The sequence below is a fragment of the Psychrobacter sp. 72-O-c genome, from assembly GCF_904846605.1.
Taxonomy (GTDB): domain Bacteria; phylum Pseudomonadota; class Gammaproteobacteria; order Pseudomonadales; family Moraxellaceae; genus Psychrobacter.
In genome coordinates this window covers 1-19508 of the sequence record NZ_CAJHBI010000029.1, presented here as the reverse complement: position 1 = coordinate 19508, position 19508 = coordinate 1, and the positions used below count along the sequence as shown (strand labels likewise).

Below are 19508 nucleotides of genomic sequence, written 5' to 3'. Positions count from 1 at the left end.
AAAAAAGAGCCAAGCGCATCCACACTTGGCTCTTTATTAGACATTAACTTAAAAGTTAAGTTTTTACATTTAACTCAGTATACGCTTTAGCCAACCATATATTTACTAAATTCTTTACGAAGTTTAGCAAGCTTAGGCGGAATAGCAAAATTGCAATAGGCCTGTCCTGGGTTTCTATTAAAGAAATCCTGATGATCGTCTTCAGCAACATAAAATTCAACGGCGGGGTGAACTTCAGTAACGATGTTAACGCCCATATCGCGTAGCTTATTAATAGTACGATCGACGGTTGGCTTTTGATCTTCATCCGTATAATACACTACGCTGCGGTATTGGCTGCCGACATCATTACCTTGACGGTCCTTAGTCGTAGGATCATGAGTGCCAAAGAAAATATCAAGTAGCACTTCTAGCGGTAGGACAGACTCATCAAACGTAACGTTGATAACTTCAACGTGTCCAGTATTACCGCTACATACAGTTTGGTAATTGGCTGTAGTGGCTTCGCCGCCCATATAACCTGAGACGACTGACTCTACGCCTTTTAAGGCTAAAAATACCGATTCGGTGCACCAAAAGCAGCCACCACCTAATATAATATTTTGCATAAAATTATCCTGTTGTTATAAATATAAACAGTTATAAAAATCAACGATTAGAAATGAGATGATTCTTAATGCTATGTATTTAGCTTATCAGTCAAGAAGCTGGCTATTAGTAACAAACAGTAATGTTATAATGGGCTTTTGCTAAGCATATGATCTCTAAAGCATAGAAGTTATTCGCTAAATTGCTTCTAAGCAAGGTTTTATTAACATCAAAAAATGAACCATCACAAGACGAGCCATTTCATGAGTCACTCTCCTTTATCGCCAGAATCTACTATCCAACACGATACTGTTAAACATGACACCTTGTTCACTACGCCACTGGATAAGGCCGCGCGTTTCTCCTTTGATGAGCAAGTCGTTGCCTGTTTTCCAGATATGATTCGCCGCAGTGTACCGGGCTATGGTCAAGTACTAGCGATGCTGCCGATATTTGCACGGCGACATGGTAAGTACCGCCAACAAAGTGAGAGTGGTCAAAGGGTGAGCCGTGTTTATGATTTGGGCTGTTCTCTTGGTGGAGCCAGTATGGCGCTGGCTGGCGAATTTGCATCGCACGACTTGCAAATTAAAGCAGTGGATATTTCACCAGCAATGACTATCGAGGCGCGTACGGTACTCAGTGACAATTATCCCGAGCATGATATTGAAGTTATCACGGCTGATATCAGAGATATTGAGCTTGAACCTTGTGATATGGTTATTTTAAATTTAACGTTGCAGTTTTTGCCAGCAGCGGATCGGGTGGCGGTACTGAGTAAAATTTATGCTGCATTAAGTGAAGGTGGGATTTTGGTATTGACTGAAAAGACCCACGCCTTTGATGAGCAGTATGATGCCTGGTTGGTTGAGCGCTATTACGACTTTAAGCGCGCCAATGGTTACACCGAGATGGAAATTAGCGGTAAGCGTAATGCGTTAGAGAACGTGTTGATTACCGATACTTTGGATGAACATCATGCTCGTCTATCTAAAATTGGTTTTGAGCGTCATCTGACCTGGTTTCAGTTTTTAAACTTTGTCTCTATTGTGGCTTTTAAATAACGTTACTTATTCAAAAAGTCCATTTCCATCCTATTTTTATTCCCCAACAATCACGGTAACTGCTTGCATGACCAATGACACCATTATCCACGCTGAACGCGAACTATATTTAACCTTATTAGCACTAGCTCAGCAGCAGCCGAGGGCTTATAAGTGGTTATCGCTATTGCCTGAATGGTTGAATCAAATTAAAGACAAGCGTAACTATGCCCATGCGCCTGCCTATCAAGCAGCAGTAGCACGTTTACCTAAGATATCGGTTGATAAGGTAGATTTAGATAGCGGCACACCGACGATTGGAGCCACGCTTAGTGATTCTGAACGTAAGCAAACCATTGCCTTATTGCAGCAACTGATGCCGTGGCGCAAAGGGCCTTTTCAAATTGGAAGCAGTCAGATTGGTAGTAGTCAAGCTGATAGTAGCGAAGTTGAGCCAATAGTGATTGATACCGAGTGGCGTAGTGATTGGAAGTGGCAACGAGTCGCGCCGCATTTGGGTAACTTAAAAGGCCGACGGATATTAGATGTTGGTGGCGGTTCTGGCTATCACGGTTGGCGTATGACAGGGGCAGGCGCAGATTGTGTGATAATCGTTGACCCGTCATGCTTGTTCTATCATCAATTTATGGCGATTCGGCATTTCATAGGAGCCGCTGATGACTACCGCACCCATTATATTCCAGTACCACTTGAAGCATTACCTGAGCATAGCCAACTGTTCGATACGGTATTTAGTATGGGCGTACTCTATCATCGCCAATCACCCTTTGAGCACTTACAACAGCTTAAGGGGCAGCTGGTAAAAGGGGGTGAGTTGGTACTGGAAACCTTGGTGATAGACGGCGATGCTAATACGATATTGGTACCGCATGACCGTTATGCGCAAATGAACAATGTGTATTTTTTACCGTCAGTGTCTGCGCTTATGGGCTGGCTTGCAAAGGCTGGATTTTCTGAAATCCGCTGCGTTGATGTGGCTGTGACTTCAATTGATGAGCAGCGCAAAACCGATTGGATGACGTATCATTCGCTAGCAGAATTTTTGCATCCCAACGACCCAACAAAAACTTGTGAGGGCTATCCAGCACCCAAACGCGCCACTTTAATTGCTAAAAAGTAGCATTATTTATAGGGTCTCAATTTATAGAGCCCGAATTTTTTTAATCCAAGAGCTTTTTTCAATTTAAGAGCTATAGTTGATTCAATATAAAATATGATGAGCTTTCAAACAACTCTTTAGATAAACCATTTTTTAAAGGCGACTTCTATTAGAATCTTGAGTACGAATCCTATAAAGCCAGCACCCAGAGCTAAAAACATCCAGAAGGTACCCGCGCGGCCCGCATCGGATTTTTTAGAGAGATCCCAAATAACAAAAAATAAGAAGGCAATAAATATCGGTAATAAAACATACAGTCCCCAGCTGGTGACGGTACTGGCAGCAATCGCAAACATGGCGTTATCCTAAATAAAATAGTAATGTGATTTGTTTTCTGATAATTATTTTGCTATTGGTTAATAGCCGCATTTTACAACCATACTCTACAGCAAATACGCTAAAAGGAGCATTAGATAGCGGCTAATGGTAATCAAAGCCAACAGCAAAGATAGCAGAATAGAACAAATCGTTAGACAATATATAAAGCCTTATTATACTCCGTAACCAAGAAGCTATAAACTGTTGCCAACCCTGAGGCAACAGGAAGGCTACAATCAACCCGACTGCCAAGTCATTAGACGCTTATAATGGTTATTGACTGATGAGTTATGCATTGGCCATGCACAGTTGATGTAAAAAAATTAATGCTATTTTTGGCGCAAATGGTGCAATGAAGCGTAAAGGTTGTTATATTTACAGGTTACTTATCTTTTCTTATTATTTTATCTTTCTATATTTTAATGTCATCCTAATATTGGCTGTATTTAATATCAGTAGTTTGATGATGGTCACTTTCATAATAAAAAATGAGTCATCACTAGAATCATCATTAACAATTACAACGCATATTGATCCTATTTCTTCTTGCTCATTTTTATTGTTTATTTATCCGAGTTTATAGTCTTATGTCACAAGCCCAAATTGATACATTAGCTTCATTATTTGATAATGCAGTACAAGTCCTCAAAAACGAAGGCACGCTACCGGCTGATTGGCAAAATAACAGCCAAATTACTCGTACTAAAGATGCCAGTCATGGTGATTTCGCCAGTAATATTGCTATGACTGCTGCTAAAGCTGCCAAAACCAATCCACGTGCGTTGGCAGAAAAAATTGTCCAGTCACTGCCGGATAACAAAGATATTCGCCAAGTAGACATTGCTGGGCCCGGTTTTATTAATGTGTTCTTAAACGCTGAAGCTAAGTTTGCCGTATTAGATGATATATTCAATCAGCAAGAGTGCTTTGGTTTGAGTAAGCAGTTTGACGGACAAAAAGTCCAAGTTGAATTCGTATCAGCCAATCCGACCTCCAGTTTACATGTGGGTCACGGTCGCGGCGCGGCGTTTGGCATGAGTGTGTCAAACTTGCTGCAGGCGGTTGGTTATGATGTTACGCGCGAATACTATGTCAATGATGCCGGTCGGCAGATGGATATTCTCGCCACTAGCACCTATTTACGTTATCTTGAAAGTAATGGCGAAAGTGTCCAGTTTCCAGTTAACGGCTACCAAGGCAATTATGTCCGTGATATTGCAGAGAGATTAACAACACAACATAGTAACAGCTACCTGCACGGCTTTGTAGAAGTTGTAAAAAACGTACCAGCTGACGCGCAATTTGAAATCAATGCTAATGGCGAAAAAGTACTGTTATCGGGTGATAAAGAAGCTCATATCGATGGTTTAATTGTCAATAGTAAAGCCTTGCTTGGTGACGGCTATGAGCTGTTTTTAAATGCCGCATTAAGTGGTATTTTGGCCGATATCAAAGATGATTTGAATGAGTTTGGCGTGCGTTATGAGTGTTGGTTTCATGAAAAAACTATCGATGCTGATATTGAACCAGCCCTACAGATACTAGATGATAAAGGCTATCTATACGAAAAAGATGGCAATATCTGGTTTAAGTCGACTGACTTTGGTGATGAAAAAGACAGAGTCGTACGCCGTGCCAATGGTCAAACCACTTATTTCGCCTCAGATATCGCTTATCATAAGAATAAGTTTGATCGCGGCTTTGATAAAGTCGTTAACGTCTGGGGCGCTGACCATCATGGCTATGTGCCGCGTGTCCGAGCGGCACTATTAGCGCTTGGTATTGATTCTGATCGTCTAGATGTAGTATTGGTACAGTTTGTAGCCTTATGGCGTGGCGATGAAAAGGTACCTATGTCATCGCGTACAGGTGAGTTCGTAACCTTGCGTGAATTACGTCACGAAGTCGGCAATGATGCGGCACGATTCTACTACGTGGCGCGTAAGCCTGAGGTGCACATTGATTTTGACTTAGAACTTGCCAAATCACAAAGTAAAGATAATTTGGTTTATTATATTCAATACGCTCACGCTCGCGTTTGCCGTGTATTAGAGAAATTAGCCGCCAGTGGTCTGAGTGTGGATGATGCTACCGGTGCGCAGCAGCAAAACTTGCTTATAGCGCCTAGCGAAGATGAGTTAATCAAGCTACTTGCCGCGTATCCTGCTACCCTGTTGCGTTCAGCCACTGGCTATGAGCCGCATATCTTGACCAATTATCTAAAAGAGTTAGCCGCATTATTCCATGGCTGGTATGACAGCAATCGTATCTTGCCGGTGAGCCTAACCTCAGGTGAAACACCCAATCAAGCTGAGCTTGAGATGATGCAAGCGCGTTTGCGTTTATCAAAAGCGGTGCGCCAAGTACTGGCCAATGGTCTACGCTTATTAGGGCTGTCAGCACCGTCTAGTATGTAGGGTTAGATCTATAGCTTTAAAAATATAGCAGCATCAATACGGCCGCCTTAAAAACGCAGCAGTATAAATATATAAAGGCGCAAAGCGTCTCGCGCTTGTTAATATAACATCAGTTATAAAAACAGCACATAATGACAGCTCATCAACACTGTTAGATTCGGTAGGGAGAACACGTTCCATGTTAGCCAAAAAACCCAAAGGTGCCACTGAAAAGCGCAAAGGCAGTAGCGTATCCGGCTTATTATGGATGTTTGTCGGGGCAGTATTGACCCTTATGATTGGGGTGTTTTTATACCTCTCACCCTTGTTTAATTTTAGTCCTGCTGATAGCACTGTATCTGATCCCGATCGGCAAGTCCAACCGCGCGTTGATACGGATACTGATAACGGTGATTATGAGTTTTATGATATTTTACCAAACCAAGAGATGGCGACTATTCCTGATGAAGATATTGGGGAGATGGATGATAGTCGAATAGGAGATATCAGTGACTTCGAACCTGACGCGGTGGTTACTCAGCCTGAGAACAACTCGGCCAATCGCGACGGTGATACCGGTAACTTTGGTATCTCTGAAAGTACGGTAATTGAGCCTAGTAGGGGCAACAACGCTGCTGGTGCAAACGACGCTAACGATATTGTTATCGTTGAAGAAGACGCTACTTACGATGGCACGCCGCCTGCTAGCAGTAATAATAATAGTACCTCAAACCGAGCTAACAATGCTGGAGCAATTACAGGCACTGCCAGTGTACAAAAGGCTGCACCTGCAGCAACCTATATTTTACAAATTAACAGTTTTGGTAATGCTGATGAAGCAGATCGTCGACGCGCACAAGTATTAATGGCCGGTGTCGATGCCAAAGTTGTCAAAAATACCACAGGTAACGGTTTGCCTATTTATCAGGTTATTTCGCGTCCGATGAATAATCGTCAAGCGGTCGCCAGTGCGCAGCAACGGTTACAAAATAACGGTATTGATTCTATTATCGTTGAGCAGCGCCGTTAAGTTTATGGCTAGGCCCTTAGGTTTATAGCTAGGTAGATTAATGTCATTTATTAGATGAAAGCGTCACAACGACGCTTTTTTTATACGTTTTTTTTAATAGATCCATTTTATTCAGCTTTTTAATGTTACATCTCTATTAAAACGTCAATGAAGAGTACGTCCATGACTGTATCTGAATCCACTGTAAACCCTCCCAGCGCTATCAAAGCATTTTTTCAAAAGTACTTTATTGATGCCTTTACCGGTATGGCACTGGGGCTATTTGTAACTTTAATTGCCGGGCTTATTATCTCGCAAATTGGCGGTTGGCTACAATTACCCGCGTTAGTTGCCGTAGGTAAGCTGGCTTCGGTGTTAATGGGAGCAGGAATCGGTGTAGGTATTGCTTATTATCTCAAAGCACCGACACTGGTCATGCTCAGCTGCCTAGTGGCGGGCATGTTGGGCGCACATTCCGAGGCGCTGATGGCAGGGACGCTATTTACCCCGCAGGTAGGCGGACCTGCGACGTTTGTCGCCTTACCGGGCAATCCGATTGGGGCGTATTTGTCAGTAGTCTTCGCGTACCGCGCAGGCACGTGGGTTGCTGGCAAAACCAAACTTGATATTTTACTGGTGCCATTATTAGTATGCGCGGTGGCATTAGCCGTTTGTGCTTTGCTTAATCCACCTGTCGTTACCGCTGTGAACGCTATCGGTGAAGGTATCCAAGCCGCGACTACGCTTCAGCCCCTATTAATGGGTATCGTCATTGCAGTCGTGGTTGGTATCTTATTGACCCTACCAACCTCAAGCGCGGCAATCTGTATTGCTATCGGCCTTGGCGGCTTAGCTGGCGGTGCTGCTGTGGTCGGTTGCGCGGCGCATATGATTGGTTTCGCGGTGGCGAGCTTTAAGGACAATGGTTTTAGTGGAATGATATCTCAGGGGTTGGGCACCAGTATGTTACAGATTCCCAATGTGCTCAAAAAACCTTTAATTTTATTGCCCGCAGTCATAGCCAGTGCCATTGTTGGCCCGATTGCTACCGTTGGCTTTGGACTTGCTTGTACCGCAACAGGCGCAGGGATGGGTACGGCAGGACTGGTGGGGGTATTTGGCGTTATTGAAGCCTCACAGGAGATCATGAGCAGCACACAGCTGTGGACAGCGATTATATTATTAATGTTTGTACTACCCGCTGTCATCGCTTGGTTAGTGGCACATATCATGCGCCGAATTGGCTGGCTGGTTGATGGGGATATGAAACTGCCTTAGTTTTACAGTCATCGAACTGCAAAACCGCTACAAAAAACATCGATATAGCATAAGAAAAACCCAGCTAGTAATCAATTGCTAACTGGGCTTTTCTTATGTTGATTTTTATTTTTCATAGCACTGAGGTTTTATCCTGCCGAAGCAGATTTTTTAGCGTCAGGTTTTGAGCGTTTTTTGCGCTTTAGCTTACGAGCCAGCTTATTGACATCGTTGAGCACCTTGCTATAGCTTGCTGGGAATACGCGCTGCACAGCATCTACTATTTTGGCGTCATTACCAATCAAGCAACGAGTTTGGTTTGTCGCTGCGGCATGAAGAATGATCCAAGCGGCGTCACTAGCATCAAATTTTAGAAGTTTATTAAAGCTACTGATGGCTTTGCGACCGCTACGCATACCGATATCACTTATGCTGTCATTACCGCGTGCACTATTGGCAATATTGGTCTTGATACCACCCGGATGGATACAAGTTGCTGACACGCCGCAGCGCTGAATATCCAACTCTTGACGCAAGCTTTCTGTAAAGCCGCGTACCGCAAATTTGCTGGCATTGTAAGCGGATTGCGAAGGCTGCGCGGTCAAACCAAAGAGACTTGAGATATTAACGATATGACCATGCTCATCGAACTGACGTGATTTATTACTTTTGCTGTCAGTGCTGGCATCAGACTCGCTTTGTTTGACGCTATTTTTAATCAAGGGTAAAAATGCCTTGGTGCCATAAACCACGCCCCAAAAATTAATATCCATGACCCATTCAAGCTCGCTGATGCTGCTGCCTTCCACGGTAGAATACAGCGCCACACCCGCATTATTGAAGATAAAATTAACCTTACCGTGCGCTATCATCACGCTATCAGCCCACGCATCGACTGCCTTTTTATCTGAGACATCCAGTACAGTTATTGTCACGTTAACATCGTAGCCTACGAGCAATTCTTTTGTCTGTGCCAGCTGCTCAGCATTGATATCAGACAAGGCCAAATGGCAGCCCATTTTTGCTAGATGACAGGCAAGCTCGCGCCCCATGCCAGACCCTGCGCCGGTCACTGCTGCTACGTGATTATGATAGTAAGACGCAACGTCGTGATTTTGAGCAACGTTTGAAGAAAAAGGTAAGTGTTGGCGCAGTGAGTCAGCCATAGCAGTAATGTTATTTAGCATGATAAACAGTCCTTTGTATCATTGGTGATAAGTTGATAACTTTAACCTTTGCTTTATAAAGGTAACTTTTAAAGTTGTTTTCAAGGTTTCTTTCAAAAATTCTTTAGAAGTTGCTTCCAAAGTTACCTTAGCACGATTTATCCTTAGCTCTGACTACCATTGATAGACGCACCTGTCATTTTACAACTGCTGTTCGATAACGAAGGTTCATTAAGTAACATGTCAGTAGACGAAAAAAGGCGTCTTAGCATGAGAATGCCAGACGCCATCTTTATAAGACAAGCCAATTAGTAAGAATCAACTTATCTTACTATTAAGTATCACCCTAATTATAGACTAAGCAATTTTAGGCGTTTTGCCTTCATTAATAACTTGCTCATCAACCACAACCGTTTTAGCATCCTTCATAGAAGGCAGCTCATACATAGTCTCTAATAGAGCGTTTTCAACGATAGAACGCAGACCACGAGCACCCGTTTTACGCGCCATGGCTCTTTTCGCAATGGCGTCGAGCGCCTCTTTAGTAAAACTAATATCAGCGCCTTCCATATCGAACAGGTATTTATACTGTTTTACTAGCGCATTTTTCGGCTCAGTCAATATCTGAACTAACGCTTCTTCATCTAGCTCTCTTAGAGCCGCAAGGACCGGCAGACGACCGATTAACTCTGGAATAAGACCAAACTTAATCAAATCTTCAGGCTCGACTTGCTGTAGTAAGTCTGAGCTCCGGGCACTGTCGTCCTTTGAGCTGACGTCAGCGTTGAAGCCAATGCCAGTTTTTTCAGTACGCTGTTGGATAACTTTATCAAGTCCGCCAAACGCACCGCCAACAATGATTAAGATATTGCTGGTATCGACTTGGATCAGCTCTTGCTGTGGGTGCTTACGGCCACCATGCGGTGGAATAGCGGCAACCGTACCTTCGATAAGCTTTAGCAAGGCTTGCTGCACGCCTTCACCGGATACATCGCGCGTAATAGACGGGTTGTCGCCTTTTTTACTGATTTTATCAATCTCATCAATATAGATGATACCTTGCTCAGCTTTGCTCACATCATAATCAGCTGCTTGCAATAGCTTTTGCACAATGTTCTCAACGTCTTCACCAACATAACCAGCTTCAGTCAAGGTAGTGGCATCAGCCATAGCAAAAGGCACATCTAGCAAGCGCGCTAAGGTCTGCGCTAGTAACGTCTTACCAGAACCGGTCGGTCCGATAAGTAAGATGTTACTTTTTGCTAATTCAACCATCGCCTCATCAGCACCAATCTTAGATTTTTTGCTATCATTGGCTAAGGTTTGGCTGACTTTTAGACGCTTATAGTGGTTATAAACGGCAACCGATAGGGCTTTTTTAGCACCGTCTTGTCCGATGACATATTCATCTAATTGGGCGCGTAATTCCTTAGGGGTGGGCAATTTTTTATTGACCCAAGAGGTATCAAGCTCGCCTTCAGAATCATCGTCACTGTCGGCACTATCTGCAATGAGGTCCGTACATAGTTCAATACATTCATTACAGATATTGGCGTCGTCAGCGGCGATTAGCTGTTTGACGTCACTTTTGGCTTTGCCGCAAAACGAGCACTGCGGTGTTTTATCTTCTGCCATACGAAGGCACTCCTAAAATTTAAAACTTACAAATATTCTAACGATTTATGTCAGTACTCATGTCAGTACTGAGACGCATAGCGCTCATAAACAGCGCTTATAAAGAAGTAGGACGATGCTCTAATACTTCATCGATCAGACCATATTCTTTTGCTTCTTTAGCATCTAGCCAAAAATCACGCTCAACGTCTTTTTCAATTTTCTCTACCGGTTGACCAGTACGCTCAGCCAAAATTTCATTTAAGCGAGCACGAGTTTTTAAAATTTCACGAGCATTAATTTCGATATCAGTTGCCTGACCTTGAGCACCACCTGAAGGTTGGTGAATCATCACGCGAGCGTTAGCCAATGCATAACGTTTGCCTCGTTGACCAGCGGCCAAAAGGAACGAACCCATGCTATAAGCACCGCCCATACAGATAGTAGACACTTCAGGCTTGATAAAGTTCATGGTATCAAAAATGGCCAAGCCCGCACTGACGGAACCGCCTGGCGAGTTGATATATAAATGAATGTCTTTATCAGGGTTTTCGGCTTCTAAGAACAGCAGCTGCGCTACAATAAGATTGGCCATATGATCTTCGACTTGACCCGTCAAAAAGATAACGCGCTCACGTAATAGGCGTGAAAAAATATCAAACGAGCGTTCACCGCGCGCCGATTGTTCAACCACCATTGGAACCAGTGCGCCTTGGGTGTTCTGAGCACTTTGCGTAGTGTCGTGCGCACTCATTAGCATATCAAAATGCGGGTTAGAGGTGATGCGGTCATAATCTGTCATAGAGAGATCCTATTGATAAGAGTTTAAAATAAAAAAGTTAATATTAGCGAGTAATTGATCTTTTATGGGCGCTTATCATTATTGATGTTGACGGCTGTTGATAGCAAATGATGACAACAATTGGCAATAACAATAACTGACAACAATAGATAGCAGTAACAATAACTGAGTTTTGCTACAAAGCTGTGTTAGAAATAATGGCAGTAATGGTAACTTTTTTAATGCGCTAATAATAACGTTTTAATGTGACAAATGATAAATTATTTCCTATTGATAGGGCGTCTGCGGTCATTTATCAAGGGCTAAGCTCATAAAATGCCAATAAAAATGCCCCAACAAGATTTGTCAGGGCATTTGTAAGACAAATTTAATAAGTGACGCTACAAAATTAGCTTAAACGCCAACTCATATTAGTACCAGACTACATTGTTCATTAAATATAACCTGTCCATTATCTGTTGATATAACACTAGGCTAAATAGAGAGAAGATGCTAAAGGATGGTGCATCCATGGTAGTAAGTTGTACAGTTTTGGTGCGGATGGGAGTATATTCAAGAAGTGAGCATAGTTAATCGGCGTTTGATAAATGTATAAAATAAATTTGTCACTAGGATAAGAAGACATCGATAATTAAAAGTAAAATAAAATCAACACGTTAGTTATTTTAGATAACTTTACTAAGTAGCGCACTTACATGAGTTGGCACAAGGATTGTAGGGATATACTTAATACAATTTAGAAACGACCCAGTGCTACTGAGATGAATTCTTTGCAGCCTCTATCATACCTGCGAACAGCACACCCTATAGCAATACCAAAAACTTTATTTGTTATTGCTTAACGGTTCGTAGTAGCGTCTACCGTGTCGGTTGCGGTTGGTTTTGAATTATTCGGTAAATATCACTATATCAGATGAGTAGATAAAATGAGTTGGCCATCTTCTTTAGCCTTAAGTTTTGACACTATCAAACGTACGATTACCACTAAAAGTACGAGCACAGTCGAGCCCAAAACTCGGCTGTATCATCGCAAGCATACTGGTGCACTTATGGTACAGCGTCCCTTATATCCTGAACCTCGTGCTCAACAGGGTATCTGCCATATACTGATGCTGTATCCTCCAGCAGGGATTGCCGGAGGTGACACGCTGACCATAGACATCTGCTTAGATCAAAATAGCCACGCGGTCATTACCACCCCAGGGGCGGGTAAATGGTATGGTAAAGACAGTATCAGCCAACAAAGAAAATCCTCGAATCGTCAATCAGACAATCAGTTAGAAATGCAATCAGACATTCACTCAGACATTCACTCAGACATGCAGTCAAAGCTTGATGGAAAAACTATAAGAGAAAATAATAATGTCGTAGATGGTAAAGATACGGATCAACCTGGCATCGCTGAACATGCCAGCCAGCACGTGCAAGCCAGTTTAAAGGCGCACGCGCGCTTAGAGTGGCTGCCACAAGAAAGTATTATTTACAACGAGGCCAACATGCATGCGACCAGTCGCTTTGATCTACAAGCCTCATCTAGTTTGATGACGTGGGAGATTAGCGTGTTTGGGCGGCAGGCCTATGACGAGCAGTTTATGCAAGGGCGCTACCATACAGGGCTAAATATCTATCGAGAAGGACGGGTAATTGTTGCTGAACGTGTGGCGCAGTCGGCGCAAAGCCGCTGGTTTACGTCTGCTTTGGGGCTAGCTGGACAGCACGTCTATGGGTCATTTTGGGCGGTGCCAAGCTTGAGTGACGTACATGAAAAGCCAATACCGTTAGAGTCAAAAACAGCAGAGTCAACAGCGACCGCGCAAGCAATCATTAAGCAGGCGTCAACCCTTTATTTAGACAGTACGGTATTAATGTTACGGCAAGCGATTGCCCAAGCTGGACTGCCTATCTATTGCACTCACAACTACCAAGCAGTTAATATCCGCTATATCGGTTCGGATGTGCGCGCATGTTTTGAAGCGTTTTATCAGCTTAGAGAAGTCCTGCGTGACCATTGGTGGCAACTTGAGCCTTGTCGTCCAAGAATTTGGGATACGTGATTTTATATTAGGTTAAATGTCAGGTTAAATTAGATATTGAGCCATAATAGATATTGTCTTGCCTGGCACAGTTAATTCAATTTAGAAACAGTACAGCGCTACTGCGATAAATTCTTTACAGCCTCTGTCATGTTTGCGAACCGCTCGCAAGAAAAATTCATACCAGTGGCACGTTGCTACAAATACAATAAGGAACGCCCATGCATCTGACTCCCACGGAAAAAGACAAACTCATGCTGTTTACTGCTGGCATGGTCGCTGAGCGGCGCAAAAATCGCGGCGTTAAACTCAACTACCCCGAAGCCATCGCTTATATCAGTATGCTGCTTATGGAGGGCGCAAGAGATGGCAAACGAGTTGCCGAATTGATGAGTGAAGGGGCGACCTATCTGTCCACCGATGATGTGATGACAGGCGTAGCAGAGATGGTGGATGAAGTACAAATCGAGGCAACGTTCCCCGATGGCACCAAACTGGTTACGGTACACAATCCCATCGTATAGAAGCGTATAGCACTCAAATGATTACTCTAAAATAAGGCGACCCTCATGCAAGCAGGCGAATACCATATCCAAGATGGCGACATCATCTTAAATCAAGGACGGCAGGTACAGCGCATCAGTGTCGCCAACACCGGCGATCGACCTATCCAAATCGGCTCACACTATCATTTCTACGAAGTCAATGATGCCTTGGATTTTGAGAGAGCGCGGACCCGTGGTTATCGCTTGAATATTATCCCTGGTACGGCGGTACGCTTTGAGCCCGGACAGTCACGAGAGGTTGAGCTGGTCGCTTATGCCGGTAAACAGGCAGTATATGGCTTTGCTGGGCGTACGATGGGGCCAGTTACTCTCAATGCCACAATAAATAAATCGATTGGCGTAAGAGCCACTGTAAATGAAGATAGCTCTGATATTAATGCCCAAAAGACGTCTCAAAGCAATGTCCAAGAACCACTTCAAACTACCTCGCAAAAAAGGGTGAGCAGGCGTATCTATGCCGAGCATTTTGGCCCCACTACGGGTGATAAAGTTCGCCTAGCAGATACTGATCTGTGGATACAAGTTGAAGTTGATTTGACTAGTGTTCGGGATGCTACTGCTCACCAAGCAGATGAGTCGCAGAGTGATAAAAGCGCTACCAAAACAACTAAAACACCCGAAATAAAAGGCGAGGAAGTTAAATTTGGGGGCGGTAAGGTCATTCGGGATGGTATGGGGCAAGGACAGTTGCTGGGCGCTGAGGTTGCTGATACCGTTATTACCAATGCGTTGGTCATGGATTATACTGGTATTTATAAAGCGGATATCGGTATCAAGGATGGTCGAATTAGCGCCATTGGTAAAGCCGGCAATCCTGACATCCAACCTGCCATCGATATTCCTATTGGCGGCGCAACTGAGATCATATCTGGCGAAGGTAAAATCCTCACGGCAGGCGGTGTTGATAGCCATATTCACTTTATCGCACCGCAGCAGTGCGAAACGGCCCTCATGTCGGGGGTGACCACGATGCTTGGCGGCGGAACAGGGCCTGCGCAAGGGACCCTCGCTACTACATGTACGCCAGGGGCTTATCATATTGGCTCGATGCTCAAGGCTACTGACAGTATCGCCATGAATATTGGGTTACTGGGGAAAGGTAATGTGAGTGTGCCGGGCCCCATTGCTGAGCAAATCGAAGCGGGTGCCATAGGACTCAAACTACATGAAGACTGGGGCACGACGCCGCAAGCCATCGATAACTGTTTGAGCGTCGCTGACGACTATGATGTGCAAGTCGCCATCCACACCGATACCTTAAACGAAAGTGGCTATCTTGAGAGTACCTTAGCCGCCTTTAAAGATCGCTGTATTCACACCTTTCATACCGAAGGGGCGGGCGGTGGACACGCGCCCGACATTCTAAAAGCTATCGGCGAGTCGCACGTCTTGCCATCCTCAACCAATCCGACACGCCCCTATACCGTTAATACCATTGATGAGCATCTCGACATGCTTATGGTCTGTCACCACCTCAGTCCCGCTATCGCTGAAGATGTTGCCTTTGCCGAAAGTCGTATTCGCCAAGAGACCATTGCTGCCGAAGACATCCTACACGATCTAGGGGCAATCTCGATGATGAGTAGTGACTCACAAGCGATGGGGCGGGTGGGCGAAGTCGTCATTCGCACGTGGCAGACCGCGCATAAGATGAAAGCCCAACGTGGCCATCTGTCACCAGACGCGACCGCTAACATTGAACATGAGCACCAGCGCATTACTCTGACAGACTATGATCATAGTGAGAACAACGATAACTTCCGCATAAAACGTTATATCGCAAAGTACACCATCAATCCTGCGATTACCCACGGTATAAGCGATATGGTCGGCTCTATCGAAATAGGAAAATGGGCGGATATGGTATTATGGTCGCCCAAATTTTTTGGGGTGAAGCCTGAATGCATCATTAAAGGCGGCCTCATTGCCGCTGTGCCGATGGGTGATATCAATGCCTCTATTCCCACACCTCAGCCGGTACATTATCGGCCCATGTTCGCCACGTACCCCAAATCTATTGCCCAGACCAGCATTACCTTTATGTCGCAGGCCGCCATCGACAAGCAAGTGGACAAGCAACTCGGATTAAATAAAGTTATCCAGCCGGTGCATGGTATTCGTGATATCCGTAAAAGTGACATGCGTTTCAACAGCTATTGCCCTGATATGGATATCAATCCTGAGACTTATGAGGTACGAGCTGATGGGCAGTCGCTAACCTGTGAGCCTGCCGATGTATTGCCAATGGCGCAGCGCTATTTTTTATTTTAAGGTTTTAGATCTTTACGCCCGAAATACTGGATACAGCAGACTGTTTGGGCGTCGTTCTACCTTTTCCCTAAACTTTACGCAGTCAGTATTATCAACTAATAGTTTGAGCAACAGCAGCCAGAGTACAGCACCTATGAAAATATTTAATACCCGTCTACAGACACCTAATAATAAGCAGCAAATACAATTAGCAGCGCATTACCAAGCCGCTTACTATTTGCTTTTAGATTTTGACACCCGCCAGCATTCTCGGTTTAGAGCCACCACTGTGTCAGGTGAGAGCGTCGGCGTTGATTTACCCCGTACAGGCACACTTAAAGGCGACGATGTGCTTATCAATGCTGCAGGCGAGTTGATCCAAGTCATCGCCAAGCCGCAAGCTGTGACCAAAGTGACTGCGGATGATGATTTTACGCTGATGAAAGGAGCCTATCATTTGGGTAACCGACATGTGCCTTTGATGTTTGATCACACTGATGCAGGCTATGCTCTATATTTTGAAAACGACCACGTGCTTGCACAAATGCTCGAGCGCCTTGGGTTACAGGTTGAGGCAGCCTCAATGCCGTTCGAGCCTGAAACAGGGGCCTATCAGTCGGGGCAGAGTCATAGCCACTCACACAACCAAGTGCACAGCCATTCGCATAGCTCTTCGCACAGTCATAACCATGAACACAGCAGCCATGAATCTGTAGGTCAGTCATAATGATCGATACCGCTGGGCCAGATAGTCAGCACAATCAGAATAGCCAGCTTGGGCAGTTGCTTATGCTGGCATCGAGCAACTTACCGATCGGCAGCTATACTTACTCACAAGGCGTAGAAGCGGCGATTGAATCAGGAATTATTCACGATGAGAGCACCACGCTTACGTTTATGCAAGACTATTTGCAGCTTGCCGTCATCGGTTATGAGTTGCCTGTATTGGGGCTAATAATGCAAGCACTTGATCACCGCCATGAAGCACTGTCCACGCACCTCGCGCACGACTATCATGCCAGCTTGGAGAGTAAGGAGTTTGTACTTGAGTCCCAGCAGTTGGCACAAGCGATGGTCTCTTGGCTTAATGAAGTTCTCAGGCTAGGCATACCTGCCGACGTACCAGAAGATGGTTATTTGCCACTGTTTGCTCATATTGCCCAGCATTGGCAATTGCCGCTGGCTCAATCGATGACCACTTATGGTTTTGCACAATTAGAAAACATGGTGCTAGCCGCCGTTAAGACCGTACCTTTAGGACAAATGGCAGGTCAACGTATCCTTTGGCAGTTGCAAATTGAGCTGACTGCGCAGATAGATGCGCTTAGTGACACAGTGCAGCAAACCTTTGCCACACTCATAACGTCAGATGCCATTAACACTCAAAGCGTTGTCGATAACCAAGACAATATTAATAACCAAGCTGCTATTAATAATCAACGTGCCCAGCAGTTATGCCAACAACTCTATGAGAGGCTTAATTTATCTAATAATCTACCCAATCTGGCTATCCTCTCAAGCAAGCATGAGGAGCAATACAGTCGGTTGTTTCGCTCATAGTTTTATAGTTGTCCTTATTTATATTTACCGCTACCCTAACTGTCTAAGGAGCTCAGTATGTCTCTAACCCCGCTCAAACCTCAAGACCCGCAAACCTCAAACGCTGATACTAATAGCCTGAATCAATCGTCACAGCTGTCCTCATCTGGTTTATCGTGCTTACGTCTCGGTATTGGTGGTCCTGTGGGCAGTGGCAAAACCGCATTGACCTTGCGTCTGTGCCAAAACTTACGCGACACCGTCAATATGGCGGTGGTGACCAATGATATTTATACTAAGGAAGACTCAGAATTTTTGACTCGCAATAATGCCATGCCTGCTGAGCGCATCCGCGGCGTAGAGACAGGCGGCTGTCCACACACCGCTATCCGCGAAGATGCCTCGATTAATCTGACGACCATCGCTGAGTTGCAAGCAACCTTTGAAGGCTTAGAGATGATTATTATCGAATCAGGTGGCGACAATTTAGCGGCTACTTTTAGTCCTGAGTTATCAGATTTAACCCTATATGTCATTGATGTCTCGGCAGGCGACAAAATACCTCGGAAAGGCGGACCTGGTATCACCAAGTCTGATCTGTTGATTATCAATAAGACCGATCTTGCGCCGATGGTAGGTGCCTCGCTTGAAGTCATGGCGCGAGATGCCAAAAAAATGCGCGGTGATAAGCCCTTTATATTTAGCAATATGAAAACGGGTGATGGGGTGAATGAGATCATCGCCTTTATTAAAGAACATGGCATGCTGGCTTAGCCTACCGTCCATCATTGCCAACCAGACTATTACTGTTAAGGAGCGACCCTATGACACATTGCACAAAAACACCATGCACAAAATCCTCTCGTTTTTCATCGGTTTTATCGTACCCTAGCATTAGCGCAGCTGGCTCATCTGCACTAATGGCATTGCTACTACTGCCCTCATTGGCGCAGGCTCATTCAGGCCATATCCAATCAACGGTAGCGCACGCTCCCTCGTTCCTGAGCACCTTACAAGTGGGACTCATGCATCCAATGACGGGACTGGATCATCTGTTTTTGGCAGTAGGCATGGGTATGTTGTTTTATGGATTGCAAAAGCCTCGTATAGGGATGGGGTCATTAACAGTAGGATTGTCATTAGGCGTGGTTTTAGCCACTGCTATTACATTATTTGGAGGTTTTGGGTTTGCGGCTTCCTTTGGCCTAACAGCTGGATTGATTGAGGGGGCAATACTATTATCCGTAGTGGTATTGGCCGTTGTTTTAATGGGTCAGCGGAGTGGGCAGAAAGCGTCATCAAGGTTGCCATCAATGCGCACGTTAAGCACACGTTATTTACCGTTACTGAGTATTGGTTTTGGTGGTTTGGCAGTATTTCATGGTATGGCACACGCGATGGAAGTGCCCGCACAGGTTGGTGCTGCAGGTCAGCTAGGGTTTTATGCAGGCATGATGGTATCTATGTTAGGGTTATACTCAGCCGGTATACTGATCAATCAGCAGTTGCAGCAACGTCTCGGTGGTAGTTTCTGGCTACAACGCGGGCTAGTAGTATTAGGGCTAGGCGCTGTGTTTATTCCTGTTTTAACTTAGAATGTTATTTGTATTGTGACTCAAATATAGTCAAAGAACCTAACAACTATCACAGATAAAGAACCATAAGAAGAACAACGTATCAATACAATCTAAACGCCACTCTTTACGCTTTTGTTTAATCCATGCCCATGTCTGCTCGATAGGGTTTA

General features: G+C 44.6%; 17 protein-coding genes and 1 pseudogene. 13 read left to right on the top strand and 5 right to left on the bottom strand.

Features of this window, described 5'->3' with window-relative positions; all coding sequences use genetic code 11:
• Window positions 1-86 precede the first annotated feature (86 nt).
• Window positions 87-608, bottom strand: a complete 522-nt coding sequence (msrA, locus tag JMX97_RS10650; protein WP_201557988.1) for a peptide-methionine (S)-S-oxide reductase MsrA — start codon at window positions 606-608, stop codon at window positions 87-89.
• 243 nt (window positions 609-851) lie between these two features.
• Between msrA and cmoA the strand changes: the two genes are divergently transcribed.
• A complete protein-coding gene (gene cmoA / locus JMX97_RS10645; protein WP_201557986.1) occupies window positions 852-1652 on the top strand; it encodes a carboxy-S-adenosyl-L-methionine synthase CmoA in 801 nt (266 codons plus the stop codon).
• A 67-nt stretch (window positions 1653-1719) separates the two neighbouring features.
• Window positions 1720-2772, top strand: a complete 1053-nt coding sequence (gene cmoB, locus JMX97_RS10640) for a tRNA 5-methoxyuridine(34)/uridine 5-oxyacetic acid(34) synthase CmoB (RefSeq protein WP_201557978.1) — start codon at window positions 1720-1722, stop codon at window positions 2770-2772.
• A 116-nt stretch (window positions 2773-2888) separates the two neighbouring features.
• Here cmoB and JMX97_RS10635 read toward each other — a convergent pair whose 3' ends face one another.
• Entirely contained in the window at window positions 2889-3107 is a 219-nt protein-coding gene (locus JMX97_RS10635) for a DUF2788 domain-containing protein (protein ID WP_201557977.1), read from the bottom strand.
• A gap of 609 nt (window positions 3108-3716) precedes the next feature.
• Here JMX97_RS10635 and argS point away from each other — a divergent pair.
• From argS to JMX97_RS10620, 3 genes are all read left to right on the top strand, one after another.
• A complete protein-coding gene (argS, locus tag JMX97_RS10630) occupies window positions 3717-5546 on the top strand; it encodes an arginine--tRNA ligase (RefSeq protein WP_201557976.1) in 1830 nt (609 codons plus the stop codon).
• Between the two features lie 178 nt (window positions 5547-5724).
• A complete protein-coding gene (locus JMX97_RS10625; RefSeq protein WP_201557975.1) occupies window positions 5725-6555 on the top strand; it encodes an SPOR domain-containing protein in 831 nt (276 codons plus the stop codon).
• A 162-nt stretch (window positions 6556-6717) separates the two neighbouring features.
• The gene (locus JMX97_RS10620) at window positions 6718-7812 is read left to right on the top strand and encodes a PTS transporter subunit IIC (RefSeq protein ID WP_201557974.1); all 1095 of its coding nucleotides are present in this window, start codon (window positions 6718-6720) and stop codon (window positions 7810-7812) included.
• 128 nt (window positions 7813-7940) lie between these two features.
• On the opposite strand, the gene JMX97_RS10615 is transcribed toward JMX97_RS10620, so the two are convergent.
• The 3 genes from JMX97_RS10615 to clpP all read right to left on the bottom strand — a co-directional run bounded on the left by JMX97_RS10615 (window position 7941) and on the right by clpP (window position 11373).
• A complete protein-coding gene (locus JMX97_RS10615; RefSeq protein ID WP_227671559.1) occupies window positions 7941-8978 on the bottom strand; it encodes an SDR family NAD(P)-dependent oxidoreductase in 1038 nt (345 codons plus the stop codon).
• Between the two features lie 336 nt (window positions 8979-9314).
• Entirely contained in the window at window positions 9315-10592 is a 1278-nt protein-coding gene (gene clpX / locus JMX97_RS10610) for an ATP-dependent protease ATP-binding subunit ClpX (protein ID WP_201557973.1), read from the bottom strand.
• A gap of 97 nt (window positions 10593-10689) precedes the next feature.
• Entirely contained in the window at window positions 10690-11373 is a 684-nt protein-coding gene (gene clpP / locus JMX97_RS10605; RefSeq protein ID WP_413786405.1) for an ATP-dependent Clp endopeptidase proteolytic subunit ClpP, read from the bottom strand.
• A gap of 926 nt (window positions 11374-12299) precedes the next feature.
• Between clpP and JMX97_RS10600 the strand changes: the two genes are divergently transcribed.
• The 8 genes and pseudogenes from JMX97_RS10600 (at window position 12300) to JMX97_RS10570 (ending at window position 19356) form a co-directional block, all read left to right on the top strand.
• Complete coding sequence (locus JMX97_RS10600) at window positions 12300-13427, top strand: urease accessory protein UreD (protein ID WP_201557972.1); 1128 nt, start codon at window positions 12300-12302, stop codon at window positions 13425-13427.
• Window positions 13428-13627: 200 nt separating this feature from the next.
• Window positions 13628-13930: an urease subunit gamma gene (gene ureA, locus JMX97_RS10595; RefSeq protein WP_201557963.1), complete on the top strand. Its 303-nt coding sequence runs from the start codon at window positions 13628-13630 to the stop codon at window positions 13928-13930.
• Between the two features lie 45 nt (window positions 13931-13975).
• Window positions 13976-14218: pseudogene (ureB, locus tag JMX97_RS14045) on the top strand (urease subunit beta); the annotation flags it as partial.
• A gap of 192 nt (window positions 14219-14410) precedes the next feature.
• Window positions 14411-16243, top strand: a complete 1833-nt coding sequence (gene ureC / locus JMX97_RS10590) for an urease subunit alpha (RefSeq protein ID WP_413786406.1) — start codon at window positions 14411-14413, stop codon at window positions 16241-16243.
• Window positions 16244-16376: 133 nt separating this feature from the next.
• Window positions 16377-16949: an urease accessory protein UreE gene (gene ureE / locus JMX97_RS10585; RefSeq protein WP_201557959.1), complete on the top strand. Its 573-nt coding sequence runs from the start codon at window positions 16377-16379 to the stop codon at window positions 16947-16949.
• Window positions 16949-17782 carry an urease accessory protein UreF gene (locus tag JMX97_RS10580; RefSeq protein WP_201557957.1) on the top strand — a complete coding sequence of 278 codons (834 nt, stop codon included), beginning with the start codon at window positions 16949-16951 and terminating at the stop codon, window positions 17780-17782. The genes ureE and JMX97_RS10580 overlap by 1 nt, the downstream gene beginning before the upstream one ends.
• Before the next feature lie 57 nt (window positions 17783-17839).
• The gene (gene ureG, locus JMX97_RS10575) at window positions 17840-18535 is read left to right on the top strand and encodes an urease accessory protein UreG (protein ID WP_201557955.1); all 696 of its coding nucleotides are present in this window, start codon (window positions 17840-17842) and stop codon (window positions 18533-18535) included.
• A gap of 50 nt (window positions 18536-18585) precedes the next feature.
• On the top strand, window positions 18586-19356 hold the full coding sequence (locus JMX97_RS10570; RefSeq protein ID WP_201557954.1) for a HupE/UreJ family protein: 771 nt from the start codon (window positions 18586-18588) through the stop codon (window positions 19354-19356).
• Window positions 19357-19508 lie beyond the last annotated feature (152 nt).